Origin of the sequence: Paraburkholderia sp. J11-2 (assembly GCF_905220185.1) — a bacterium.
Taxonomy (GTDB): Bacteria; Pseudomonadota; Gammaproteobacteria; order Burkholderiales; family Burkholderiaceae; genus Paraburkholderia.
In genome coordinates this window covers 55,531-78,109 of sequence record NZ_CAJMYY010000009.1, presented here as the reverse complement: position 1 = coordinate 78,109, position 22,579 = coordinate 55,531, and the positions used below count along the sequence as shown (strand labels likewise).

General features: G+C 62.7%; 25 protein-coding genes and 1 riboswitch. Of the genes, 15 read left to right on the top strand and 10 right to left on the bottom strand.

Going from position 1 to position 22,579, the window contains the following annotated elements:
* Positions 1 to 20 precede the first annotated feature (20 nt).
* Positions 21 to 124, top strand: a riboswitch (SAM-I-IV-variant riboswitch).
* Between the two features lie 42 nt (positions 125 to 166).
* The 3 genes from U5A57_RS14575 to U5A57_RS14565 all read left to right on the top strand — a co-directional run bounded on the left by U5A57_RS14575 (position 167) and on the right by U5A57_RS14565 (position 2,258).
* Complete coding sequence (locus U5A57_RS14575; protein ID WP_321911909.1) at positions 167 to 487, top strand: hypothetical protein; 321 nt, start codon at positions 167 to 169, stop codon at positions 485 to 487.
* 44 nt (positions 488 to 531) lie between these two features.
* On the top strand, positions 532 to 1,500 hold the full coding sequence (locus U5A57_RS14570; protein WP_321911907.1) for an ROK family protein: 969 nt from the start codon (positions 532 to 534) through the stop codon (positions 1,498 to 1,500).
* A gap of 86 nt (positions 1,501 to 1,586) precedes the next feature.
* A complete protein-coding gene (locus tag U5A57_RS14565) occupies positions 1,587 to 2,258 on the top strand; it encodes a hypothetical protein (RefSeq protein WP_321911905.1) in 672 nt (223 codons plus the stop codon).
* A 205-nt stretch (positions 2,259 to 2,463) separates the two neighbouring features.
* On the opposite strand, the gene U5A57_RS14560 is transcribed toward U5A57_RS14565, so the two are convergent.
* From U5A57_RS14560 to U5A57_RS14550, 3 genes are all read right to left on the bottom strand, one after another.
* Positions 2,464 to 2,742 (bottom strand): BrnA antitoxin family protein, encoded by a 279-nt coding sequence (locus U5A57_RS14560; RefSeq protein ID WP_321911903.1) that lies wholly within the window; start codon positions 2,740 to 2,742, stop codon positions 2,464 to 2,466.
* Entirely contained in the window at positions 2,702 to 2,974 is a 273-nt protein-coding gene (locus U5A57_RS14555) for a BrnT family toxin (protein ID WP_321911900.1), read from the bottom strand. The genes U5A57_RS14560 and U5A57_RS14555 overlap by 41 nt, the downstream gene beginning before the upstream one ends.
* A gap of 310 nt (positions 2,975 to 3,284) precedes the next feature.
* Entirely contained in the window at positions 3,285 to 3,641 is a 357-nt protein-coding gene (locus U5A57_RS14550; RefSeq protein WP_321911898.1) for a hypothetical protein, read from the bottom strand.
* 272 nt (positions 3,642 to 3,913) lie between these two features.
* Between U5A57_RS14550 and hpnJ the strand changes: the two genes are divergently transcribed.
* Positions 3,914 to 5,335, top strand: a complete 1,422-nt coding sequence (hpnJ, locus tag U5A57_RS14545) for a hopanoid biosynthesis associated radical SAM protein HpnJ (protein WP_321911896.1) — start codon at positions 3,914 to 3,916, stop codon at positions 5,333 to 5,335.
* 154 nt (positions 5,336 to 5,489) lie between these two features.
* Here the strand turns inward: hpnJ and U5A57_RS14540 are convergent, their stop codons facing one another.
* Positions 5,490 to 5,750 carry a DUF1488 domain-containing protein gene (locus U5A57_RS14540; RefSeq protein WP_028204289.1) on the bottom strand — a complete coding sequence of 87 codons (261 nt, stop codon included), beginning with the start codon at positions 5,748 to 5,750 and terminating at the stop codon, positions 5,490 to 5,492.
* 277 nt (positions 5,751 to 6,027) lie between these two features.
* Between U5A57_RS14540 and sufB the strand changes: the two genes are divergently transcribed.
* The 10 genes from sufB (at position 6,028) to U5A57_RS14490 (ending at position 15,099) form a co-directional block, all read left to right on the top strand.
* Positions 6,028 to 7,476, top strand: coding sequence for a Fe-S cluster assembly protein SufB (gene sufB / locus U5A57_RS14535; protein WP_321911895.1), 1,449 nt, complete (start codon positions 6,028 to 6,030; stop codon positions 7,474 to 7,476).
* Positions 7,477 to 7,489: 13 nt separating this feature from the next.
* Positions 7,490 to 8,302 (top strand): Fe-S cluster assembly ATPase SufC, encoded by an 813-nt coding sequence (sufC, locus tag U5A57_RS14530; RefSeq protein WP_321911893.1) that lies wholly within the window; start codon positions 7,490 to 7,492, stop codon positions 8,300 to 8,302.
* Positions 8,299 to 9,624: a Fe-S cluster assembly protein SufD gene (gene sufD / locus U5A57_RS14525; RefSeq protein ID WP_321911892.1), complete on the top strand. Its 1,326-nt coding sequence runs from the start codon at positions 8,299 to 8,301 to the stop codon at positions 9,622 to 9,624. The genes sufC and sufD overlap by 4 nt, the downstream gene beginning before the upstream one ends.
* Complete coding sequence (locus tag U5A57_RS14520) at positions 9,621 to 10,874, top strand: cysteine desulfurase (RefSeq protein ID WP_321911890.1); 1,254 nt, start codon at positions 9,621 to 9,623, stop codon at positions 10,872 to 10,874. The genes sufD and U5A57_RS14520 overlap by 4 nt, the downstream gene beginning before the upstream one ends.
* On the top strand, positions 10,871 to 11,323 hold the full coding sequence (sufU, locus tag U5A57_RS14515) for a Fe-S cluster assembly sulfur transfer protein SufU (RefSeq protein WP_321911889.1): 453 nt from the start codon (positions 10,871 to 10,873) through the stop codon (positions 11,321 to 11,323). Before U5A57_RS14520 ends, sufU begins: the two co-directional genes overlap by 4 nt.
* 28 nt (positions 11,324 to 11,351) lie before the next feature.
* Positions 11,352 to 11,678: an SUF system Fe-S cluster assembly protein gene (locus U5A57_RS14510; RefSeq protein WP_321911887.1), complete on the top strand. Its 327-nt coding sequence runs from the start codon at positions 11,352 to 11,354 to the stop codon at positions 11,676 to 11,678.
* Between the two features lies 1 nt (position 11,679).
* Complete coding sequence (locus tag U5A57_RS14505; RefSeq protein ID WP_321911886.1) at positions 11,680 to 12,012, top strand: non-heme iron oxygenase ferredoxin subunit; 333 nt, start codon at positions 11,680 to 11,682, stop codon at positions 12,010 to 12,012.
* A gap of 134 nt (positions 12,013 to 12,146) precedes the next feature.
* On the top strand, positions 12,147 to 12,362 hold the full coding sequence (locus U5A57_RS14500) for a hypothetical protein (RefSeq protein WP_321911884.1): 216 nt from the start codon (positions 12,147 to 12,149) through the stop codon (positions 12,360 to 12,362).
* Between the two features lie 6 nt (positions 12,363 to 12,368).
* Positions 12,369 to 13,115, top strand: coding sequence for a 3-oxoacyl-ACP reductase family protein (locus tag U5A57_RS14495; protein ID WP_321911882.1), 747 nt, complete (start codon positions 12,369 to 12,371; stop codon positions 13,113 to 13,115).
* A 313-nt stretch (positions 13,116 to 13,428) separates the two neighbouring features.
* A complete protein-coding gene (locus tag U5A57_RS14490; protein WP_415774623.1) occupies positions 13,429 to 15,099 on the top strand; it encodes a phospholipase C in 1,671 nt (556 codons plus the stop codon).
* A 94-nt stretch (positions 15,100 to 15,193) separates the two neighbouring features.
* Here the strand turns inward: U5A57_RS14490 and U5A57_RS14485 are convergent, their stop codons facing one another.
* From U5A57_RS14485 to U5A57_RS14470, 4 genes are all read right to left on the bottom strand, one after another.
* Entirely contained in the window at positions 15,194 to 16,564 is a 1,371-nt protein-coding gene (locus U5A57_RS14485) for an MFS transporter (RefSeq protein ID WP_321911881.1), read from the bottom strand.
* A gap of 319 nt (positions 16,565 to 16,883) precedes the next feature.
* Complete coding sequence (locus U5A57_RS14480; protein ID WP_321911879.1) at positions 16,884 to 18,662, bottom strand: ABC transporter transmembrane domain-containing protein; 1,779 nt, start codon at positions 18,660 to 18,662, stop codon at positions 16,884 to 16,886.
* A gap of 72 nt (positions 18,663 to 18,734) precedes the next feature.
* A complete protein-coding gene (locus U5A57_RS14475) occupies positions 18,735 to 19,049 on the bottom strand; it encodes a hypothetical protein (protein WP_321911877.1) in 315 nt (104 codons plus the stop codon).
* Positions 19,050 to 19,065: 16 nt separating this feature from the next.
* Positions 19,066 to 19,635: a sigma-70 family RNA polymerase sigma factor gene (locus tag U5A57_RS14470; RefSeq protein ID WP_321911875.1), complete on the bottom strand. Its 570-nt coding sequence runs from the start codon at positions 19,633 to 19,635 to the stop codon at positions 19,066 to 19,068.
* Between the two features lie 297 nt (positions 19,636 to 19,932).
* Between U5A57_RS14470 and U5A57_RS14465 the strand changes: the two genes are divergently transcribed.
* Positions 19,933 to 20,763, top strand: a complete 831-nt coding sequence (locus tag U5A57_RS14465) for a flagellar brake protein (protein WP_321911873.1) — start codon at positions 19,933 to 19,935, stop codon at positions 20,761 to 20,763.
* A gap of 29 nt (positions 20,764 to 20,792) precedes the next feature.
* Here U5A57_RS14465 and U5A57_RS14460 read toward each other — a convergent pair whose 3' ends face one another.
* Together U5A57_RS14460 and U5A57_RS14455 are read right to left on the bottom strand one after the other, a co-directional pair.
* A complete protein-coding gene (locus U5A57_RS14460; RefSeq protein WP_321911871.1) occupies positions 20,793 to 21,566 on the bottom strand; it encodes a hypothetical protein in 774 nt (257 codons plus the stop codon).
* Between the two features lie 20 nt (positions 21,567 to 21,586).
* Complete coding sequence (locus U5A57_RS14455) at positions 21,587 to 22,531, bottom strand: hypothetical protein (RefSeq protein ID WP_321911870.1); 945 nt, start codon at positions 22,529 to 22,531, stop codon at positions 21,587 to 21,589.
* Between the last annotated feature and the right edge of the window lie 48 nt (positions 22,532 to 22,579).

Here is a 22,579-nt window from a genome sequence, read left to right as displayed (position 1 = left end):
CGGAATATCGAACACAAGAAGCAAAGCATCCAGAGTCGGAGTGACCGACGCCAACCTGCCCTCCCGGGCAAGGTGGAAGCCCTCGAGGCGATGCGGCCGATTAACGGCAACGAAGCGGGAGCAGCATAGCTGGCACCGGTTCGATCAACCTTCATCCGGAGTCACTATGCGTCAAGATATCCCCGCCGCTTCGTCCTCGGTCTGTGAGGACTTTTCGCACTGTCTTCCTGGCTTCACGCTCACGCATACCGTTCATCTCGTGTCCGGTCTGGATCTCGGCGTCGTTTCGACAGCCGCAGGCGTGCTCGACGGCGAACAGGTGGTCGTCGACCGTTGGGCGGTGACCCGCTGCGGCGACGTGCTCGAGCAGAAAATCGTATTTGGCGACATGACCGAAAGGCGCGCGGTGCGGCTGCGCGAACAACTCGCGGCCGTCGACGGCGTATTGCGTGCCAAGATAGAGCATCATTTCGTGCGCGCCCGCTGAACCGTCAGGCTGGCGTCGCATAGGCACGCACAGAGGAGCCAGGGGTGCCAGACACCAGCGCAGAACAAAAGCAAAACTCAGGCGTCTTCGTCGCGGACATCGGCGGTTCTTACGTCAGGCTCGGTGTATCGGAGAGGCCGGGCAGCGTGCGCCTGCTCGAAAGCGCGCCAACGCCCGTCGACAGCTGGGAGGCGTTTGGCGCGACGCTTCAATCTCTCGCAGACCGTCATATTGGCGAGAACCGCTCGCCACTCGTGATCTCGATGGCCGGCGCGATCGATCCCGCAAGCGGGGTGATCTGCTCGTCCAACGTCCCATGCGTTTCGGGTCGCGTGCTCGGCGCGGAGTTGACCTCCCGGCTTCAGCGGCGCGTACGCATTGCCAACGACGCTCACTGCCTCGCATTGGCGGAGGCCGTCGAGGGTGCGGGGGCGGGCCACGATGTCGTGTTTTGCGTGGTCCTCGGCTCCGGCGTCGGCGGCGCGCTCGTGGTGGGCGCCCGCGTAGTCGGCCGCGCGAGCGGCATATCGGGCGAGTGGGGCCACGGGCTGCCTGTGAGCACGCACGTCGACTTCGACGGCACCGGCCACGCGGAGCCAGTGAGTGCCTTGCGTTGCGGTTGCGGCCGCATGGGCTGCGTCGACACCATCGGCGGGGCACGCGGCATGGAACGGCTCAACGCGCTCCTGAACAACGAACAGAAAGACAGCCACACCATTCTCGACGACTGGCAGCAAGGCGGCGATCGCGCGCAGCGCACGGTATCGGCCTGGCTCGCCCTGGTATCGGAACCGCTCGCAGCTGTCATCAACATTACCGGCGCTTCGATCGTGCCGGCTTGCGGCGGACTTTCCAATGTGTCCCCACTCATCGACGCGCTGGACGCCGCAGTGCGCAAGCGCACGCTGCGGGAGTTCCGCGAGCGCGTGGTCGTGCCCGGCGCGTTCCGGCACGACGGCGGCCTGATTGGCGCGGCCATCATCGCGAGGCAGGACGACCTTCGCGAGCGGTAATGCGCCGGGAAACGCACACACAGGAAAAATGGGCTCCCGACGCCTAAACTGATCTATGAAGCCGAACGGCTTTCGGGGTGAGCATCATGAAAGGGCGTGAATTGTGCAGACTCCTGCTCGTGCTCGTGGCGCTATGCATCAGCGCTGGGGCGAGCGCGGGTAGAGGCGGCGGCGGGTGGTACCACGGCGGCGGTGGCTGGGGCGGCGGTGGTGGCGGTGGCGGTGGCGGCTGGGGCGGCAACGGCGGCATGAATCACGGCAGCGGCTGGAGCGGCGGCTATCACGGCGGCTATAGCGGCGGCGGGTGGAATCACGGCGGTTATTACCATGGCGGCTATCGCCACGGCTACGGCTGGTATCACGGCGGCTACTATCACGGCTGGTATGGCTGCTGCGGGTCGGTGAGCGTCGGCTTCTACTTCGGCCCCGGTTTCATCTACGGTTATCCGTTCTATCCGTACTACTACCCGACGTACATAAGCAGCGTCTATTACCCCTACGTTTCAGGCGACTTCTCGCAGCCCACGCAGTGGATCGAACAGGGGCAGGGGCAGGTGCCGCAGGAGCCTCAGTACGGCGGTGCCGCTATGTACGATCAAAACGAGCAGTATGGGCAAGGCGGCGGCCAGGGCGGGCAGGGTGACGAGGCCCCGTATGGCGTCTGGTACTACTGCGTGGCGTCGCAGACTTATTACCCGTACGTGCGAACCTGCGCCGGCGGCTGGCAGCAGGTCCCCGCGCGTCCACCGGACAGTTGAATGGCGAAACGGCATCCCAACGCGTGGCATTCGGCGTCGGCGCGCGAAGCCGCTCTGGAGGCTTCACGATCGTTTCGGTAAGCTAAACGATTCGGCGCCGGGGAAACGCCTCGTCGCGCAGTATCGCGAGATCTTTGCCGATTCTCGAATGCCGACGGCGCGCGTGCGGCGCTCCGGCGCGAGCGCGACCTCGAGCGACACCGCCTTATGCTTCGACTTCGGTGGGGGAATGCGTTTTCAGCCAGTCGCGCACCGCCGCATTGAGGCGCGACTGCCAGCGGGGGCCGGTTGCCTTGAAGGCTTCGAGAATGTCGTCGTCGAAGCGGATGGTCGTTGCCGTTTTGTGGCTGCCTGGCGGGCGGCCGCGACGCACGATTCTGTCGCCATCGCGCAGTTCCGCTTGCTCGATCCATTCGTCCGAAATCTCGGGGGCGTCGTCCGCATCAACCCAGGTGCGGCGCGAGCCGGTTGATTTCGCGTTCATTTGCTTTCCTCATGCTGATGATGCGGCGGGCCGCGCCGCGTTGGGTCCAGACCACGATGACGATGCGTGCGTCGAGCCATCCTGCTGTCGTGAAGCGAACCTCGCCGTAGTCGTTCCGATCGTCGCGACGGGTGAGGTTGCGGCCCGCGAAGACCTCTGCGGCCCGAGCGAAATCCAGGCCGCGCTCGGCCAGGGCGCTGGCGCGCTTGACGCCGTCGAACTCAATTCGCATCGGAATTATTGTACTAACAAAAAAATGAGAGGAACAATCTTTTTTTGTTAGTACAGTAATTGAAAGGGGGGCGCAAGGCCGCTGGCTTTGGCGCCTTGTGGGAGATCAAGCCCCGTGACAACATTGCAGAGGTGTGACGACGAAGGCGGGGCGCGCGTAGCGGACACGGGCGCCGTATTGGACCACAAGCGGTCAACCCGCAGCAGGGCAATGGTGCGCATGGAGGTGGCGACACGTAGCGATGCCGCCGCAGAGGCACGATGACCGTGTGGCGCTCCGGCACCTCGCGGCTGAGGATCCTGCGCCTACCTCAAGTGACAAGCGTATAAGGCTCCGCTTCCAGCGTGACGCCCGCGCCGCGAATCACCTGCAGGTACGTGAACGTATCGCCCACGGCAGCACTGGCCTGCTCGGCGAGACTGCGTACGTTCGCCGACTTTTCGGCGCTCGCCATCATGGCTTCGAGTGCGTCGGCATGCACGAACCCGTGTGCTGCCGCCGCACTGAGAACCGCATCCAGAACACGCCGGGCTGCTGCCCGGGCTTCGCTTGAAGCGAGCGGGGCGCGGTATGCGAGAAAGCCCGCCATCAGCAGGAATTCGGCCGGGCTGATATGGTGGCCGTTGCCAACCGGCACGCCTTCTGTCATGTCGTGATATCGCGACATACATTGCCTCCCGCTTTGGAGTGCTGTGAATGCTGCTGCGGATGCCCCCAAAAAATATAGTACAGAAAGCATCGCTCATGCCGACGAATGCGGCGTTCACCGGGCGCCAAACTTTTTTCAACTGGGTATTTCGATAAGCGGGTGCGGGCTTTTTTTCGCCATGCCGCGAAGGTAAGTCGTAGTATTCTTGACCCGGGCAAAGCAGCTATCCAGCAAGTGTCATGCTTTTGTAGGCTTCGAGACAAATTCCGGATTTTTCTCCGAGGACATTCATGAAAACGCTGTTTCTGCAGGCACCTTCGTATGAAGGCTTCGATGGCGGCGCTGGCTCACGTTTCCAAACAAAGCGCGAGGTCCGGTCGTTCTGGTATCCAACGTGGCTGGTTCAGCCGGCCGCGCTCGTCGAAGGCAGCCGCGTGGTCGATGCCCCCGCAGACGAGCTTTCACTGGAAACGACCCTGGATATCGCTCAGGAATACGAACTGGTTATCATTCACACGAGTTCGCCTTCTTTCCAGAGCGACGTGCAGTTTGCCGAGCACTTGAAGCGGCGCAAGAGCACGATTCTCATTGGCATGATCGGCGCGAAAGTGGCGGTCGATCCCCAGGGTTCGCTTACCGCGAGTGATGCGCTCGATTTCGTCTGCCGGGAGGAATTCGACTTCACGTGCCGCGAAATTGCACAGGGTCTTCCGTTCGAATCGATTCTGGGCCTCAGCTATCGCCTGCCCGACGGCGGGATCACGCACAACGAAGCCCGGCCGATACTCGAAGACATGGACCAGCTTCCATTCGTCTCGCCAATCTACAAGCGCGACCTCACGCCCGAGCACTATTTCAGCGGCTATCTCAAGCATCCGTATCTGTCGCTCTACACGGGGCGCGGCTGCAAATCCCGTTGCACGTTCTGCCTTTGGCCGCATACGGTCGGGGGGCACCGCTATCGCACGCGTTCGGTCGAGCACGTGCTGGAAGAAGTGAAATGGATTCGCGACAACATGCCCGAAATCAAGGAGATCATGTTCGACGACGACACGTTCACGGATCTGCGGCCGCGCGCCGAGGAGATTGCGCGCGGGCTTGGCAAGCTAGGCGTGACGTGGTCGTGCAACGCCAAGGCGAACGTGCCGTACTCGACGCTGAAGGTGATGAAGGACAACGGGTTGCGGCTCCTGCTCGTGGGCTACGAATCCGGCGACGACAAGATTCTCGTGAACGTCAAAAAAGGCTTGCGTACCGATATGGCGCGCCAGTTCAGCGAGGATTGCCGCAAGCTCGGTATCAAGATCCACGGAACGTTCATCCTCGGTCTGCCGGGCGAGACGCACGAGACGATCCAGAAGACCATTCAGTATGCAAAAGAGATCAATCCCCATACCATTCAGGTGTCGCTCGCCGCGCCGTACCCGGGCACGGTGCTTCACAAGCAGGCCGTTGAAAATGGGTGGCTGAACGATACCAAGGTCATCACGCTTATCAATTCGGCGGGTACGCAAGCTTCGACGATCGGCTATCCGCACCTTTCGCGCGAAGAGATCTATCTTGGCGTCGAGGAGTTCTACAAGCGCTTCTATTTCCGGCCATCGAAGATCTGGGAAATCGTCCGCGAGATGCTGGTGAGCTGGGAGATGATGAAGCGGCGCCTGCAGGAAGGCGCGGAGTTCTTCCGGTATCTCCGGGCGCGCAAGGTCTGAGGAAGCCACGATAAAAAAAACGCCCGGAATTCCGGGCGTTTTTTTATCGCTGACCTTTCAGGGTTGCATTTGGGGAGGTATCGAGGCCTGCGGGAAGCAGGCTGATTGGGCTGATGATTCGCACCCTGTTGCGATTCCACTTGCACCAGCGCGATTACTCCAGATCGCGCGTTTCCAGCTCCACGGACTGGCCCCCGTTTTTCTCCAGCGCGTGTCGCGCGGCCAGTTCGATGCTCGGGCGGTTCGCTTCGAACGCGCTCAATAGTGCATGCGCCGATGTTCCGGTATTGCCAAAGCGATCGTTCAGCGCGTCGAGCGACACGCTGCACCATACCGGGCGATTGTCCACGTTGGCTTCGAACGCGACGCGTGCGGCAGCCACGGCGTGACGGCGACTCGTGAATTCGATTCTCATCCTGGTCCTCCGTGAGTTTCACTGTTACAGGGTAGAACCTGGCGCGGCCAATGTTGAGTTCTTTTTGCGGCTATTTCGTTTGAGCGCCGCTGGCGGGCGGCTTCACCATCGGCGGGACGGGTAGATACATCGTCATTTCACTCTTGCCAGCAGGGTCTTTCGCATCGGGCGTGCCGGCTTCGCTCTCGCTGCGCCGCGGTTAAACCCCGGCCATGCCAGGGTTTTGACAGCGGTTCTAGAATGAGGTCATGAGTGTACAGGAGACCGTAATAACGTCATGGATACACAAGCGAAAACGTTCGAGGAATTGCTGCGGCGGGAATATCGGCATGGGTTCGTTTCGGACGTGCAGTCGGATACGTTGCCGCGCGGTTTGTCCGAGGACGTGATCCGCCTTATCTCGGCGCGCAAGCAGGAGCCGGACTTCATGCTCGAATGGCGGCTCGCTGCCTACCGGCATTGGCTCACGATGACCGAGCCGCATTGGGCGAGCATCGAACACCCGCCGATCGACTTCCAGGACATCGCCTACTATTCGGCGCCGCTCACGCAGGCAAACCGGCCGAAGAGCCTCGACGAAGTCGATCCGGAACTCCTTCGCACCTACGAAAAGCTCGGCGTGCCGCTCCAGGAGCGCGAGATGCTCGCGGGCGTGGCCGTGGACGCGGTTTTCGACAGCGTGTCCGTTGCCACGACGTTTCGCCGGCAGCTGGGCGAGCTTGGCATCGTGTTCTGCTCGTTCTCGGAAGCGGTGCGCGAGCATCCGGACCTCGTGCGCCAGTATCTCGGTTCGGTCGTGCCGTACACCGACAATTTCTTCGCAACGCTCAACTCCGCGGTATTCAGCGACGGTTCGTTTTGCTATATCCCGCCGGGCGTGCGCTGCCCGATGGAGTTGTCCACGTACTTCCGCATCAACGCACGCAACACGGGCCAGTTCGAGCGCACGCTCATCGTGGCCGACAAGGGCGCTTACGTGAGCTACCTCGAAGGCTGCACGGCGCCGATGCGCGACGAAAACCAGCTGCACGCCGCCGTGGTGGAACTCGTTGCCCTGGAGGGCGCGCAAATCCGCTATTCGACGGTGCAGAACTGGTATCCGGGCGACGCGCAGGGACGCGGTGGCATCTACAACTTCGTGACGAAACGCGGCGACTGCCGCGAGGCCAACGCGAGGATTTCGTGGACGCAAGTCGAAACGGGGTCCGCCATTACGTGGAAATATCCGAGCGTCATTTTGCAGGGCGACAACTCGATTGGCGAATTCTATTCGGCGGCGCTCACCAACCACTATCAGCAGGCCGATACCGGCACGAAGATGGTTCATATCGGGCGCAATACGCGCAGCACGATTCTCTCGAAGGGGATTTCGGCTGGCCGCGGCAAGAACGCGTATCGCGGGCTCGTGAAAATGGCGCGCTCGGCCGAGAACGCCCGCAATTACACCCAGTGCGATTCGCTCCTGCTCGGCGATCGATGCAGCGCGTTCACGTTTCCGTATATCGAGGTGAAAAACCCGAGCGCGAAGGTCGAACACGAAGCCTCGACGTCGCGCATTGGCGAAGACCAGCTGTTCTATTGCCGGCAGCGCGGGCTCACCGAGGAGGACGCGGTGTCGATGATCGTCAACGGTTTTTGCCGGGACGTTCTCAAGGAATTGCCGATGGAATTCGCGGTGGAAGCGCAAAAGCTTCTGGGCGTGAGCCTGGAAGGCAGCGTAGGTTGAGAGGGAGAGCAGTATGCTGGAAGTTCGCAATCTGAATGTCGAAGTCGAAAGCAAGCCGATTTTGCGTGGTGTGGATTTGCGCGTGAACGCGGGCGAGGTTCACGCGATCATGGGGCCGAACGGCTCCGGCAAAAGCACGCTCGCCCACGTGCTGGCGGGGCGCGAGCAATACGTGGTCACGGGGGGCAGCGTGCAGTACGACGGCTGCGACCTGCTCGCGCTCGCGCCCGACGAACGTGCGCGGCGCGGGCTCTTTCTCGCGTTCCAGTATCCGGTGGAGATACCGGGCGTGAGCAATATCTATCTGCTCAAGGCCGCGCTCAACGCGCAGCGCAAACAACGGGGCGAAGCGGAACTCGACGCCATGGACTTTCTCGCGCTGGTGAAAGAAAAGATGGCGGCGATGGAGATGAAGGAAGCGCTTTTGTACAGGGGCGTGAACGAAGGGTTTTCGGGCGGCGAGAAAAAGCGCAATGAGGTGCTGCAAATGACGGTGCTGGAGCCGCGCCTCGCCATTCTCGACGAGACCGACTCCGGCCTCGATATCGACGCGCTGCAACTCGTCGCGCGCGGTGTGAACCAGATGCGCAGCGCGGAGCGGGCGATTGTGCTGGTGACGCACTACCAGCGCCTGCTCGACTACATCGTGCCGGACCACGTGCACGTGCTTGCGCAGGGCCGTATCGTGCGATCGGGTTCGCATGAGCTTGCACTCGAACTAGAGCGCAAGGGCTACGGCTGGCTCGGCGAGCCGGATAGCGACGAACCGGCAGGTGGGCCGGGCGCCGGCCCGCAACACACGGCTGCCGCCAGGGAGCAACGATGAGCGAATCAACGCGCGAGCATTACCGCGACGCTTTCCGCACGATGGCGGGAACGCTGGCGGGCGTCGAGCTGCCCTGGCTGCGCAAGGCAAGGCGGCACGCGTTCGACCGGTTCGAAATCCTGGGCTTTCCCGGCACGCAGCTCGAAGCGTGGAAGTACACCAATGTCATGTCCATTGCGAAGCCGCATTGGCATTTCATGCCTTCGGACGGTGAGCAAACGGATTATGCGCGCCTGATTGACGACCTCGTGCCCGCCGATGCTGGCGGCCGTATCGTGTTCGTGAACGGCCGCCACGCGCCGAAGCTCTCGTACCTGCCGCCTTTGCCGGAAGGCGCATTCGTTGGCACGCTCGCCCAGGCAATACGAAGGATTCCTGATCGGATCGAGTCGATCATGGCGCGCCGCGCGCCGGAGGACGGCTTCGCGGCGCTCAACGGCGCATTTCGAAGCGACGGCTATGTGGTCGTGCTGCCGCCAGGCTGCGTGCTGGACTGGCCGCTGCACGTGTTGTTCTTCAGCAGCGAAGCCGCGCTCGCCATGCATCCATTCAACGCCGTGGTGGCGGCGCGCGGCGCGCGATGTTCGATTGTCGAGCAGTTCGCTGGCATTACCGACGAAGCGTATTTCGTCAACACCGCCACGGAGATCGTCGCCGACGAAGAGGCTGACATTCAGCATTGCCGTATCCAGCAGGAGGCGCGCACAGCGTTTCACATCGCACACGTCGGCGTTTCGCAGCGGCGCGCCAGCCACTTCACCTCGCACTCGTTCGCGTTCGGCGGGGCGTTGTCGCGCACACAGATCGATACTCGCCTCGACGCGGAAGACGCCCAGGTCGATCTGAACGGCCTGTATTTCGTGAGCGCCAGGCAGCACGTGGATCATCACACGCGCATCGACCATGAGATGCCGCGCGGCACGAGCCGCGAATACTATCGCGGCGTGCTCGACGGCGCTTCGCATGCCGTGTTCGACGGCCGCGTGATCGTGCATCAGGACGCGCAGCAGACCAACGCACACCAGGGAAACGACAACCTGCTGCTCTCGCGCAACGCCGAGATCGACACGAAGCCGCAACTGGAGATTCACGCCGACGACGTGAAGTGTACGCACGGCGCGACCGTCGGCCAACTCGACGAGAACCCGCTCTTCTACCTGCGCTCGCGCGGCATTGACGAGCGCATGGCGCGTGCGCTGCTCGTGTGGTCGTTCGCGCGCGTGAGCGTGGATCGCGTGGAAAGCGCTGCGCTGCGCAGTCGGCTCACGCAGCAACTGCTCGCGCGCTTGCCCGGTGGCGAATATCTGCGGGGACTGTCATGAATCTACTCGAACCGGTGAGTATTCCCGACGCCGAAACGGTCATGGGTTGGCGTCGCGACTTTCCGATTCTGCGCGAAAGCGTGCATGGCAAGCCGCTCGTGTATCTCGACAACGCCGCGACCACGCAGAAGCCCGCGAGCGTGATCGCCGCCGAGCAGGCCTATTACGAACATGACAACGCCAACGTGCATCGCGGCGTGCATGCGCTGTCGCAGCGTGCAACCGACGCCTATGAGGGCGCTCGCGCACGCATTGCGCGTTTCCTGCATGCGGCGCACGAGAACGAGATCGTATACACGCGGGGCACGACGGAAGCGATCAATCTGGTGGCGCAAAGCTACACGCGGCCGCGCCTGCAGCCCGGTGACGAAGTGCTCATCACCGCGATGGAGCATCACTCGAACATCGTGCCGTGGCAACTCGTCTGTGCGCAAACGGGCGCGCTGCTGAAGGTGGCGCCGATCGACGACGACGGCACGCTCGACCTCGACGCTTACGAACGCCTGCTCGGCGCACGCACGCGCATGGTGGCCGTCGCGCACGCGTCCAACGCGTTGGGAACCGTGAATCCGGTTGCGCGGATGATCGAGCTTGCGCATGCGCGCGGCGTCCCGGTGCTGGTCGATGGCGCGCAGGCGATCGCGCACCTTCCCGTGGACGTGGCCGCGCTCGGTTGCGACTTCTATGCATTCTCGGGGCACAAGATCTATGGCCCCACGGGCATTGGCGCGCTGTATGCAAAATCGGCGTTGCTCGAGGTCATGCCGCCATGGCAGGGCGGTGGCGACATGATCCGCTCCGTGACGTTCGAGAAGACCGAGTACAACGTGATTCCGTGGCGCTTTGAAGCGGGCACGCCGAATATCGCCGGCGCGATCGGGCTGGCGGCGGCGCTCGACTACGTGAGCGCAATTGGCCTGGAAGTGGCGCAGCGGCACGAGGCTGATCTGCTCGCTTATGCAGACGCTGCTTTGCGTAATATGTCAAACGTGAGAATGATTGGAACTGCGAAGGAAAAGCTTGGCATCCTCTCATTCGTGGTGGAGAACGCGCATGCCCACGACGTCGGCACGATACTCGATCATTGTGGCGTGGCGGTGCGTACCGGGCATCATTGTGCGATGCCGGTGATGGAGCGCTATGGCGTGCCGGCCACGGTGCGCGCTTCGTTTGCGCTGTACAACACGCGCTCCGAAGTCGACGCGCTGCTGCACGGTCTCGCGCGCGTAGAAGAGGTATTTCCGTTATGAGCGACCTGCGCGACCTGTACCAGGAAACGATCTTTGACCACTACAGGCGGCCGCGGAACTGTCACGCCGTGACCGGTGCGACGCATCGCGCCGAGGGGTATAACCCGTTGTGCGGCGACCGCGTGACGTTGTATTTGCGTATCGAGGACGGAGTCGTCAAGGACGCGGGCTTCGAGGGTGCGGGGTGCGCGATCGCAACGGCTTCGGCTTCGTTGATGACGGAGGCGCTCAAGGGCCGCACGCAAGCGGAGGTCGAAGCACTGTTCGAACGCTTTCACACGATGGCGACGGCGCCTTCGGACCGGCCGGTCTCGATCGAAGGGCTCGGTAAGCTCGCCGTACTCGCGGGCGTGCGCGAATTTCCGGCGCGCATCAAATGCGCGACGCTCGCGTGGCACACGCTGCACGCCGCGTTGCGTGACGAACGTGGCACCGTTTCAACCGAGTGAGGCAGTGCGCGCCCGGAGGCCAATGACGATGAATACGCAAACAACGAGCGACGACCTGCGCGAACGCGTGATCGACGCGCTGCGCTCGGTGTTCGATCCGGAGATACCGGTCAACATCTACGATCTGGGTCTCGTTTATCAACTTGACGTGGACGCCGAAGCGGGCCGCGTGACGATACACATGACGCTGACCGCGCCCGGTTGCCCGGTGGCGCAAACCTTCCCGGGCACGGTCGAAGATTGCGTGAACGACGTAGAAGGCGTGAGCGAGACGCATGTGGAACTGGTCTGGGAGCCGCCGTGGACAAGAGCGCGCATGTCCGAAGCGGCGCTCCTGCAACTGGGGATGCTTTGACATGGCCGATTGGGTGGACGTGACGCCATACAGCGAATTTCAACCGGGTTCCGTGCGCAGCGTCGACGTGGACGGCACGCCGGTCGCCGTATTCAATCTCGAAGGAACCTGCTATGCGATCGAGGACACCTGTCCGCACGATGGCGGCGTGCTCACGGGCGGCGATGTGGAAGGCGACGAGGTGATCTGCCCGCGGCATGGCGCGCGCTTTTGCATCAAGACGGGAAAAGTGCTCGCGCCGCCCGCGTATGAGGACGTCGCGGTGTTCGCGGTGCGTGTGGAAGCGGGCATGGTGCAGGTGCGGGATGCACGCTGGGACGAGGGCTTTTCCTGAACGCGCATGCCACCCAGGCGCCTCACGCGCAGTGGTCAGCGGCATAATGGATGCGCGCATTGGTGCACGGGTGTGTCGTACCGCGCGCGCCGATCTTCGCGCTCTGCATGCGTTGCAACTATCGAGAGGCATCCATGAAGGCTCTGTTCCATCTTGCAGCGGCGGCCGCGGCAGGCACGCTCGTCATGTTCTACCTGGACCCGATTTCCGGCCCGCGGCGCCGCGCGAAGTTGCGCACCACGCCGTTTTCGCGACGTCGCGGCCGCGTGAGCGCTCACGGTCATGCAGATTCACTCGGCGTGGACGGCGAACTGGCGGGCCCGGGCGGCGGCATTGGCACCGCGCCGTGAGCCCCGATGCCCGCACTTTTCCCGGACCTGAATAACCGCGTTGCGCTCGTGACGGGCGGCTCGCGCGGAATCGGCCGCGCCATTGCCGTTACGCTCGCTTCGGCCGGCGCGGCGGTTGCAGTGAATTACCGGCAACGTGCCGACGAAGCCCGGCAGGTCGTCACGCAGATCGAAAGCGCCGGTGGCCGCGCGCTCGCCTTGCGCGCCGACGTGTCGTCGGCAAGCGAGGTCGCCGCGATGATCGGCGAGATCGAGCGCGGCCTCGGCGCGGTCGACATACTCGTGAACAACGCGGGCACGGGCACCATTACCGACATCGAGTCGCTGACCGAAGCCGAATTCGACCGCACGCTCGCCGTCAATCTCAAGTCGGCGTTTCTCTGCACGCAAGCGGTGTTGCCCGGTATGCGCGCGCGCCGCTGGGGGCGCATCGTCAATCTTTCTTCGGCAGCCGCGCGCGGCGGTGGCCTCGTCGGCGTTCACTACAACGCTTCGAAAGCCGGCCTCGAAGGCTTGACGCGCGGCTACGCCGCACGCGTGGCCCGCGAAGGCGTCACTGTGAACGCCGTGGCGCCCGGGCCCATCGACACCGAGATGGCCGCGCCGCTGAAAGCGGCGAACGTTGCGGAACGGCTGCCCATTGGCCGCCTCGGTGAAGCCAGCGAGGTCGCCCAGGTCGTGCTGATGGTGGTCGGCAATGGCTTCGTCACCGGGCAGACCATTCCCGTGAACGGCGGCGTCAGTTTCATCTAGCACGACGCTGTGCGCTTCGTTTAGTTCACCTTGTTTGCAAACCGGCGTGCGAGCGCCGCGCAATCTTCATACCTGAATTCAAGGCCGATTTCGCCAATTCGGCGCCAATTGCACGCCGAGCCAGCTTCAAACTTACCAATCGAAAATATTTCGTAAGGACTCTGACGCTGAGCATTCATACCCCGATGCTTTAATCCTCATGCCGTGTAGCCTCCGCATTCCGCTGGCATGAGCGCGACGATGCGGGCTGCATAACGCCTTTTCTGCGGCTTCACGGTGACCCCGACAATACGAAACCAACCAGGAGCCGAATATGCAATGGCGTCACGTCGCAGTTGGTTCGCTCACAGCCGCAGCATTCGCATCGACAGTTGCGTGGAGTGCTGGTGACGATCACGACAAGAATCATCCGGAACACGGTCACACTGCTACCCCGATCAAACACCTCGTCGTGATTTATGGCGAGAACGTTTCGTTCGACCACTACTTCGCGACTTATCCGCATGCGACCAACCCGTCCGGCGAGCCTGCATTCAAGGCGCAGCCCGGCACGCCCGAAGTGAACGGTCTGACCGGCACGCTGCTGTCCCAAAACCCGAACTTCACGAATGCGGGCAATGGCGCGGGCGCGGCCAATCCGTTCCGTCTGGATCGCACGCAGGCGGCCACGGCTGACCAGAACCACGCCTATACGGCCGAGCAGCAGGCGTACGACAACGGCCGGGCCGACCTCTTCCCGGAGTACACGGGTAATGGCACGAGCGGTGGCGCCGGCGCATTTGGCACGAAGGGCCAGGTGATGGGCTATTACGACGGCAACACCGTCACGGCGCTGTGGAACTACGCGCAGCACTTCGCGATGAGCGATAACGCGTATACGTCGACCTACGGTCCTTCCACGCCCGGCGCGCTCGAAGTGGTCTCGGGCCAGACCAACGGCATGAAGGTTGTTCTCACAACGAAAAAGCCTTCGACCGCGGGTTCGTACTATGTGAACGACGGGCAGGGCGGCTTCACGATGATCAATGACGTCGATCCGGCCAACGACCTCTGCTCGAGCACGACCGACACGGCGCAGATGACGGGCAAGAATATCGGCGACCTGCTGAACGCGCGCAGTGTCTCGTGGGGCGGCTTCATGGGCGGCTTCAACCTCTCGACGACGAACAGCAATGGCACGACCGGCTGCAAGCGCAGCACGCTTTCGCCGGTGGTCGGCGCGTCCACGTCCGACTATATTCCGCACCATAACTGGTTCCAGTACTACGCATCGACGTCGAACCCGCAGCATCTGCGTCCGAGCTCGCTCGCCGCGATCGGGCACAGCGTGGGCAAGAACGGGAACCCCGACCCGGCGAATCACCAGTACGATACCGACGACTTCTTCAATGCCGTGAAGGCGGGCAATTTCCCGTCGGTGAGCTTCCTCAAGGCTCCGGCCTACCAGGATGGCCACGCGGGCTACTCTGACCCGCTCGACGAGCAGGCTTTCGTCGCGAAGGTCGTGAACTTCCTGCAGGAGCAGCACGACTGGGAAGATACGGCCGTTATCGTGGCCTGGGACGACTCGGACGGCTGGTACGACCATGCGTACGCGCAGCCCAATAGTGCTTCGTACGATAGCGTGGCCGATCAGTTGACCGCGGCCGGCATTTGCGGCACCGGTTCGGCGCCGGCCGGCTTGAACGGCAAGCCCGTGAACGGCCGCTGCGGTCCGGGCACGCGCATCCCGTTCGTCGTGATCTCGCCGTGGGCCCGTGAGAACTACGTCGACCACACGTTGATCGACCAGTCTTCTGTGGTGCGCTTCATCGAAGACAACTGGCTTGATGGTCAGCGCATCGGCGGCGGGTCGTTCGACGCCACGGCGGGCAGCATCATGGGCATGTTCGACTTCGACCGCCGTGGCCGCGGCCACGAAGACCGCAGGGTGTTCCTCGACCCGGCGACGGGCGTGATGCTCGACAAGGCGCCGAAGGCTTGACAGCTTAGGATGGCTGATCGTTAAGGTATGAAAGAAGAAGCGCGCCCCTGCGAGATTCGTCTTGCAGGGGCGCGCTCGATTTTTCAGCGGTTGATCAGGCGGGGTGGGAAGCGTGCCCGTGATCGCCAAGTCCGTGTTTGTCGTCGTATTCGCGTGAAATATCTTTGTTGGTGTAGTCGCCCATGCGCCAGGCGGCAAGCAGACTAATTACCGCGCACACGGCGATATAGATCGCAATCGCGTAACCCGTTTGGTAATACGCGAAGAGCGCTGTGGCGATCAGCGGCGCCGGGCCGCCCGCAATCACGGAAGCCAGCTGATAACCGAGCGAGGCGCCGCTGTAGCGCAGCCGCCCCGTGAACGATTCAGCGATGAACGCAGCCTGCGGACCATAAAGCATGGCGTGGGGCACAAGCGAAAGCACGACGGCCACGAAAATCCACGCCGGGTTTTTCGTATCCACCATTCCGAAGTAGATAAAGCCGAAAATGCCCACGGCCACCGCGCCGATCATGTACATGCGCTTGCGTCCGATCAGGTCGGACATGTGCCCAAAGAACGGAATGGTCACGAACTGCAGCACCGCAGCCGCCAATACCGCGCTGAGCATGAGGTCGCGCGAAACGTGCAGCGTCTTCACGCCATAAGTAAAGACGAAGGCTGTGTAGATATAGAACGGCGCCTGTTCGGCCATGCGCGCCAACGCCGAAAGGAGAATGTCCTTGGGCTGGCGGCGAATGACTTCGACCATTGGCGTTTTCTCGATTCTGTTCTCGGCGAGGAGCTTCGCGAAGATCGGCGTTTCAAGAATGTTCAGCCGAATATACAGGCCGATCGCGACAAGCACGATGCTCAGCAGGAACGGCACCCGCCATCCCCATGTCATGAAACTGTCTCCGGAAAAGCGGCTGACGACGAGCACCACGAGATTGGCGATAAAGAGCCCCGCCGGCACGCCGAATTGCGGCCAGGAGGCGACGAAGCCGCGGTGCGCATTGGTGCGGGTCCATTCCATCGACATCAGGACCGAACCGCCCCATTCGCCGCCCACGCCGACACCCTGGATAAAGCGCAGCACCGTGAGCAAAATGGCGCCCCAGATGCCGATCGACGCATAGGTCGGCACAAACGCCACGGCGAACGTGGCGACGCCCATGAGCAGCAAGGTGACGATCAGCGTGGCCTTGCGGCCGACGCGATCGCCGTAGTGCCCGAATATCGCGGCGCCTACCGGCCGGGCGACGAAGCCCACGGCATAGATGAGAAAGGCCTGCAGGGTGCCAACGAGCGGGTCGGATTCAGGAAAGTACAGCTTCGCGAAGATCAGCCCGGTGACTGTGCTGTAGAGAAAGAAGTCGTACCATTCGATCGTCGTGCCGATGGTGCTGGCAATCACAGCGCGGCGCAACTGGCGATGAGCGTCTTCCTCCGAAAGGAGCGTGGCTCCTGGTTGATCGGCATTCATTTCGCACCCCCAAGGCAAGCGCGATTTGGCCCATGCGAAGCGCATGGCCAGGGCTCCCGGTGGTGCGCAAAAAATGTGCCCTGATTCGCCGGGATCATGACGTTGCCGGGTCAGGTGGAAGTGATACGTCCCTTGCTACCGCTCCATCCTGCCTGGCATGGGTTGAGACGTTGTTATACGAGTCGATGGTATATCACGTTGTGATGCGGTGCGCGTGATTTGAATGAAGCTGTCATGTGGCAGTGGCGCATTATCTATCCTCGCAGGCGCTCAGCCCTTCCGACTATGTCCCGATCGCGCCGGGCGTCCCGGTTGATTTTTACGTCACGGTGTTCACGTGCTGCGCGCCGAACTGCAGCGCCGCGAGCTGCGCATAAAGCGGCGAACTCTGCAGCAGTTCCGCGTGCCGGCCTTGCGCCACGATACGGCCTTGTTCCATGACGACAATGCGGTCGGCTTGCTGCACGGTGGCGAGACGGTGAGCGATGACGAGCGTCGTGCGGTTTTGCGCGGCGTTGTCCAGCGCCGTTTGCACGAGGCGCTCGCTCGCGGCGTCGAGCGCGCTGGTGGCCTCGTCGAGCAGCAGAATGGGCGGGTTCTTGAGGATCGCGCGCGCGATGGCAATGCGCTGACGTTGACCGCCGGAAAGGCGCACGCCGCGTTCACCGAGAAAAGTGTCGTAGCCCTGCGGCAGCTGCTCGATAAAGCCGGCCGCGGCGGCCATTTCGGCGGCGTGCTGGACGGCTTCGAGCGTGGCGTCGGGCGAGCCATAACGAATGTTGTCGAGCACGCTGCCCGAAAAGATCACGGATTCCTGCAGCACCACGCCGATCGCCTGGCGCAACGCCGCGAGCGACACCTGTTGGGTCGGCACACCGTTGATGCTGAGGGTGCCCGACTGCGGATCGTAAAAGCGCAGCAGCAGCTGAAAGAGCGTGGTTTTGCCCGCGCCTGAGGGACCGACGAGCGCGACATGTTCACCAGGGCGCACGTCGAGCGAGAAGTCGTCGAGCGCGGCAATGCCGGGGCGCGAAGGGTAGGAGAAGCCAACCTTGTCGAACCGTATACCCGAGCCGTGAACCGGCAGCGGCACGGTTGCCGCCGCCTGCGCGACAGGCGAGCGCGCGGCGAGCAGTTGCAGCAGCCGTTCGGTCGCGCCCGCGGCCCGTTGCAGATCGCCCCACACTTCGGCCACGGCGCCCACCGCGCCAGCCGTGAACACCGCGTACAGAATGAACTGGGAGAGCTGGCCCGCGCTCATCTGCCCCGCGAGTACCGCCTGCGCGCCGAGCCACAGTACGAACACAATCGCGGCGAACACGAAGACGATCACCACGGCCGTCAATCCGGCGCGCGCCCGGATGCGTTTGAGCGCCGTTTCAAAGGCCGTTTCCACGGCGCCGCCAAAGCGTTTCGCCTCGAACGCTTCCTGCGCATACGACTGCACGGTGGGCATCGCATTGAGCACTTCGCCTGCCAATGCGCTTGCGTTCGCAACCTTGTCCTGGCTCGCGCGCGACAGCCGCCGCACACGCCGCCCGAAGATGATGATCGGTGCGACCACAACGACCAGTGTCGCGATGATATAGCCGGACAGCACGGGGCTCGTCGCGACGAGCATTGCCACGCCGCCGACCGTGAGCAATAAATTGCGCAAGCCCAGCGAGAGACTGGTGCCCACTACGGTCTGGATCAGCGTTGTGTCGGTGGTGAGCCGCGAGAGCACTTCGCCCGATTGCGTGGTCTCGAAGAACTGCGGGCTCATGCGTATTACGTGGTCGTATACGGCGCGCCGCATGTCGGCCGTCACCCGCTCGCCGAGCCACGAGACCCAGTAGAAGCGCAGGGCCGTGGCGGCGGCCAGGATCAGCGAAACGACGAAGAGTGCAATGAAATAGCGATCGATATGCGTGCGATCGCCGCTCGCGAAGCCACGGTCGATCAGGTACTTGAACGCCACCGGCAGCGCGAGCGTGGCGCCCGCCGAGGTCAGAAGCGCGAGGAATGCGAGCGCCCAGCGCCCCGCATAGGGGCGCAGAAAGGGCAGAAGGGAAAAGAGGGGCGCGACGCGTGACGGTCGGGCGGCGACATCTGGCATGGAGCTTCCTGGCGGATCGGCGATAGGTCAATTGTGCCAGCCCGCCGCGCGGCGAGGCTGGCGAGCGGTGCGTTACGGCGAAGGGGGCGTCGCCCCCGAGGCTGCGCCATTGCGGAATTGTTCGCGCTCTTGCGGCGTCATGTTTTGCCATTGTTGCCACTGGTGCCAGTGCATGCGCCTGCGGCAGCCGCCATGCCCGCGGAATCCGCCGAACAGAATCCGGCACAGCACCAGCAGGCCAATCGCACGTGGATAGTCGATGGCATGCGCACCCGCCACGATCGCCGGGGCGATCCAGTTCCACAGGCCCATGACGATGGCGCCCAGCAACGCGATAACGGCCACCATCAGCAGCGCCTTGGCGAATATTTTGCGGCGAAACTTCATTTCATTCTCCTTCGTTTCAGATTTCGAAGCCGTCCCATGATGCGCGCAAACGTTCGCGCAGATGCAGCACCGCATAACGTTTGCGCGCCAGCAGCGTGCTCACGCCAACGCCGCTCGCGGCGGCCATTTCCTTGAAACTGCGCCCGTCCAGTTCGTGCGCGACGAACACCTCGCGCTGGCTCGCCGGCAATTCGTCGAGCGCGGCGCGCAGGGCCTCGAGCATCGCCGCGCGTTCGTAGGCGGCCTCGGGGCCGGCGTCGGGCGAGGGCAGCGCGAGGTCGAGCCGATACTCGCTCTCGTCGCCCTCTGGCTCGGTGAGCGGCACTTCCTTGCGTTTGCGAAACCGGTCGACGATGCGATTTCGCGCCACGCGAAAGAGCCACGCGCCAACCTGCTCGATGGGCTCCGGCAGCCGCCATGCTTGAACCAGTTCTTCGAATACGTCCTGAAGAATGTCCTCGGCTTCGTCCTGGTCGATCACCCGGCGGCGGATGAAATTGCGCAGCCTCGGGCGCTCGCGGGCGACGGTGTCGGCGATTTCGCGCTCCTGCGTGGCGAGCGGGCTCGGGGTGGGCGGCGTTTCCATACCCGTGTAGACGATTCAGAAAAAGAAATATTGTGGCGCGTAATCTCCGGCTTTATGTGGCATGAATATTTCGTTAAACAAGGCCCGAGAATCACGGCACTTTTATTGACATCGGTCACTATATTTCGGTCACAATGCTGCTAACGAAAAAAATCAACAATTCACACGCTATCGGTCATGCACATTCACGAGCCTGGCAGCGGTACTGCGTCAAAAACTCTGGAACGCCTCGCGGACCCTGGGCAATTGCCCCTGGCAACACCGCTGCCATTGGCCGTGTTTCACCATGACGGAACCATGCTGCTGCCGCGAGGCGGGGTGCTGAACAGCGAGCAGCGCGACTTCCTCTTCGCGCACTTTCAGCCTTATCGCAACACGGCGGAAGAGGCGAATCTCGCGAGTGCACAAGACGGCCTGCATGATCGTGCAGATCGTGCGGATCGTGGAAAAGGTCCGTTGACGCTGGACGACATGAACCTGGCCATTGGCGCGCTGCTAGGCATACGCAGCCAGGCGGGCACGGGGCGCGAGATGCTGCCGTGCCGGCTGATCGGTTTCCGGCAAGGCGGCGCGATGTTCGTGACGCCTCCCGCTGCGGCGAAGCCCGCATGGGAGCCGTTCCAGGGCGAGCAGGTCGAGATCGTTGCGATCGCAACACAAGCCGTGTTCTGGCTCGTCTGCACGGTCGAGGCCGTTTGCGCGCATCCGTTCCGCTATCTCGTGCTCTCGGAGCCCGGCACGATACGACGGCTGCGCGAACGCCGCGCCGTGCGCGTGCGCACGCAGCTCGCGGTGCGCTATGGCGTCGATTTGACGGGCGCGGAACTGGACCGGCTCGGCATTGGCTGCGATATCAGCGTGCTGGGCATGTCGCTTGCCGCGGGGTGCAAGATCGGCGAGGTGGGCGAGCGGATTTGCGTGGTGTTTCCAATCGAGGCGGGCAATGTGGGGGCGACGTTCCAGGCCGTCGCCGTGATCCGCAATCTGCGCGCCGATACGCCGGCAGAAGGGCTGACCTTGCACGGGCTCGAATTCGACGCGCTTGCTCCCGAGAGCCTCGTCGCCCTCAAGACCTTCGTGTTCGATCGGCAGGACGCCGTGTCTTACTGGGCTGGCATGCCGACCTGAACGGTTGATCCGGTCGCGCCTGGTTGAACCTAATTGCGCTTGCTGCGCTTCGCCGCCGGCGCGGCTTTTTTGGCGGCAGCGGCGCTGGCGTTGCCCGCAGCGGCAGCCGTGGTTTTCGCGGCGGTTTTTTTGGCCGGCGCAGCGGCGGGCGCGGCGGTAGCGAGCGTAAAGCCCTGGGCCTTCGCTATCATGTGTTCGGCGATCAGTTCGGTCTGAAACCGGTTGATCGTGTCGGGGTCCGTAAAGATGGTCTGCGTGTTGTTCTGCGCCTTGTAACGCGGCCCCCCCGGCGCGCCGTTGTTCACGAACGTGCCCTCGCCGGAAGCCGACCAGTTCACCGATCCCTCGCCGCCCACTTTGCCGTCGGCCACGAATCCCTTCGTATGACTGATCTGATGGGTCGCCGATTCGCCGATCACGAAGAACGTGTTGAATTTGGCCGGGTTCTGCACAATGTCGGCATTGAGCAGCTGCTTTTCATGTGCGATGTTCGTCTGGCTCCTGTCGAGCGTGATCATCATGGTGATGGTCGGGTCGAGCGCTTGCTGCATGAGGATGGCGTTGAGTTCATCGTCGTCGAATCCGAACATGTTCATGTAAAGCGAAACACTGGCGCGCGAAAGGATGTACTTCAGGATGCTGTGAACGTCGTCGCGTCCCACGTAGAAGAGATGGAAGTCCTTGCTGGCGGTGTTCGAGTAGCTCTTCTCGCGCGTGTATTGCTGGAGGTCGAGCAGATCGAAGGTCTGCAGGGTTTGCGTCACATCCGATATGACGTTGCTCGCACTAACGGTTTCAGCCATTTCAGGTCTCCTCGTGCAGGTCAATGCAATGACCGGGTATTCGAACTCGATGGCATGGGCGTGAATGTGCAATTCGGGTCTCTGTGTGCCGCGTCTTTGCAGCAGGCCAGCAGGGCATTGACCGACGCGACGTTGGCCTTGTCCCACTGCACCGCGCTCATGGCGTTGTCGGTGGGCATCCAGTGGTCATGTGGATAGCTGTTGGCGAGCCGGTCGTTTCCTGGCGCTTTCTGATTGCCCGTCGAGAGCCCGATAAAGGCGGTGCAGCTCTGGTCGCTGCCGATGCGGTGACAGCCAATGCAGGTGTTGCCAGGCGTGCTCATCGTCATGAGGTGATACGACGCAAAAGCCTGCCCGATGCTCGAATACTTTCCCCACGGGTCGGTGGGCACCTTGTCCCACACTTGCCCGATATACGGGCTGAAGATAAAGGGCCCCGCGTCGTGGCATTTGAGGCAGGTGGGGTTGCGCGGCGTGCTGGCGGCAACCACGGTGGGTGTCTCCCAGAATTCGACTGCGGAGAGTTGCCCCGAAGGCGGCCTTCTCTCGTTTGGCGGCGGCACGCGAGTCGCAACGATCCCGCCACTCGCGTGCGCATCGGCTTGTGATTTCGACGGCGGCGGCTTCGACGCAAACCAGCAGGTCTTGCCGTTGCCGGAGTGATGCATTACGACGACTACGCCGTCATAGTGCGGATCCTTGTCATCGCGCAGTACGTCCCGGCGGCAATACGCTGAAATTTGCGTGTTGCCGCGCGAGAGATTGAGGATCTTCGAAAACGGGATGCACTGACCTTTGGCTTCGTAGATCGGGCTCAGCAATGAAGGCTTGTCGCATTGCGTGGGAGACTCATGTGGCCCGGGAGGTTTCCCGTCGATCGTAATGGGTATGTCGGTACCGTTATTGCAATTGAACGGCGGGATCTCGCCAATTTCCCTTACGCATTGATCGGCGTATTCGAGCAATGTCTGCTCGTGCGTATAGGCAGCAGGCGGCACGGTGAACAGGAACCA

Excerpts from the sequence above, each read along its gene's own strand:
- U5A57_RS14520 (WP_321911890.1), top strand. The coding sequence starts at position 9,621 with ATGAATCTACTCGAACCGGTGAGTATTCCCGACGCCGAAACGGTCATG.
- U5A57_RS14470 (WP_321911875.1), bottom strand. The coding sequence starts at position 19,635 with ATGGAAACGCCGCCCACCCCGAGCCCGCTCGCCACGCAGGAGCGCGAA.
- U5A57_RS14560 (WP_321911903.1), bottom strand. The coding sequence starts at position 2,742 with ATGAACGCGAAATCAACCGGCTCGCGCCGCACCTGGGTTGATGCGGAC.
- U5A57_RS14500 (WP_321911884.1), top strand. The coding sequence starts at position 12,147 with ATGAAGGCTCTGTTCCATCTTGCAGCGGCGGCCGCGGCAGGCACGCTC.
- sufB (WP_321911895.1), top strand. The coding sequence starts at position 6,028 with ATGGATACACAAGCGAAAACGTTCGAGGAATTGCTGCGGCGGGAATAT.
- U5A57_RS14505 (WP_321911886.1), top strand. The coding sequence starts at position 11,680 with ATGGCCGATTGGGTGGACGTGACGCCATACAGCGAATTTCAACCGGGT.
- U5A57_RS14475 (WP_321911877.1), bottom strand. The coding sequence starts at position 19,049 with ATGAAGTTTCGCCGCAAAATATTCGCCAAGGCGCTGCTGATGGTGGCC.
- U5A57_RS14465 (WP_321911873.1), top strand. The coding sequence starts at position 19,933 with ATGCTGCTGCCGCGAGGCGGGGTGCTGAACAGCGAGCAGCGCGACTTC.
- U5A57_RS14510 (WP_321911887.1), top strand. The coding sequence starts at position 11,352 with ATGAATACGCAAACAACGAGCGACGACCTGCGCGAACGCGTGATCGAC.
- U5A57_RS14555 (WP_321911900.1), bottom strand. The coding sequence starts at position 2,974 with ATGCGAATTGAGTTCGACGGCGTCAAGCGCGCCAGCGCCCTGGCCGAG.
- U5A57_RS14550 (WP_321911898.1), bottom strand. The coding sequence starts at position 3,641 with ATGTCGCGATATCACGACATGACAGAAGGCGTGCCGGTTGGCAACGGC.
- sufU (WP_321911889.1), top strand. The coding sequence starts at position 10,871 with ATGAGCGACCTGCGCGACCTGTACCAGGAAACGATCTTTGACCACTAC.
- U5A57_RS14495 (WP_321911882.1), top strand. The coding sequence starts at position 12,369 with ATGCCCGCACTTTTCCCGGACCTGAATAACCGCGTTGCGCTCGTGACG.
- U5A57_RS14485 (WP_321911881.1), bottom strand. The coding sequence starts at position 16,564 with ATGAATGCCGATCAACCAGGAGCCACGCTCCTTTCGGAGGAAGACGCT.
- U5A57_RS14540 (WP_028204289.1), bottom strand. The coding sequence starts at position 5,750 with ATGAGAATCGAATTCACGAGTCGCCGTCACGCCGTGGCTGCCGCACGC.
- U5A57_RS14480 (WP_321911879.1), bottom strand. The coding sequence starts at position 18,662 with ATGCCAGATGTCGCCGCCCGACCGTCACGCGTCGCGCCCCTCTTTTCC.
- U5A57_RS14490 (WP_415774623.1), top strand. The coding sequence starts at position 13,429 with ATGCAATGGCGTCACGTCGCAGTTGGTTCGCTCACAGCCGCAGCATTC.
- U5A57_RS14575 (WP_321911909.1), top strand. The coding sequence starts at position 167 with ATGCGTCAAGATATCCCCGCCGCTTCGTCCTCGGTCTGTGAGGACTTT.
- U5A57_RS14460 (WP_321911871.1), bottom strand. The coding sequence starts at position 21,566 with ATGGCTGAAACCGTTAGTGCGAGCAACGTCATATCGGATGTGACGCAA.
- U5A57_RS14565 (WP_321911905.1), top strand. The coding sequence starts at position 1,587 with ATGAAAGGGCGTGAATTGTGCAGACTCCTGCTCGTGCTCGTGGCGCTA.
- sufD (WP_321911892.1), top strand. The coding sequence starts at position 8,299 with ATGAGCGAATCAACGCGCGAGCATTACCGCGACGCTTTCCGCACGATG.
- sufC (WP_321911893.1), top strand. The coding sequence starts at position 7,490 with ATGCTGGAAGTTCGCAATCTGAATGTCGAAGTCGAAAGCAAGCCGATT.
- hpnJ (WP_321911896.1), top strand. The coding sequence starts at position 3,914 with ATGAAAACGCTGTTTCTGCAGGCACCTTCGTATGAAGGCTTCGATGGC.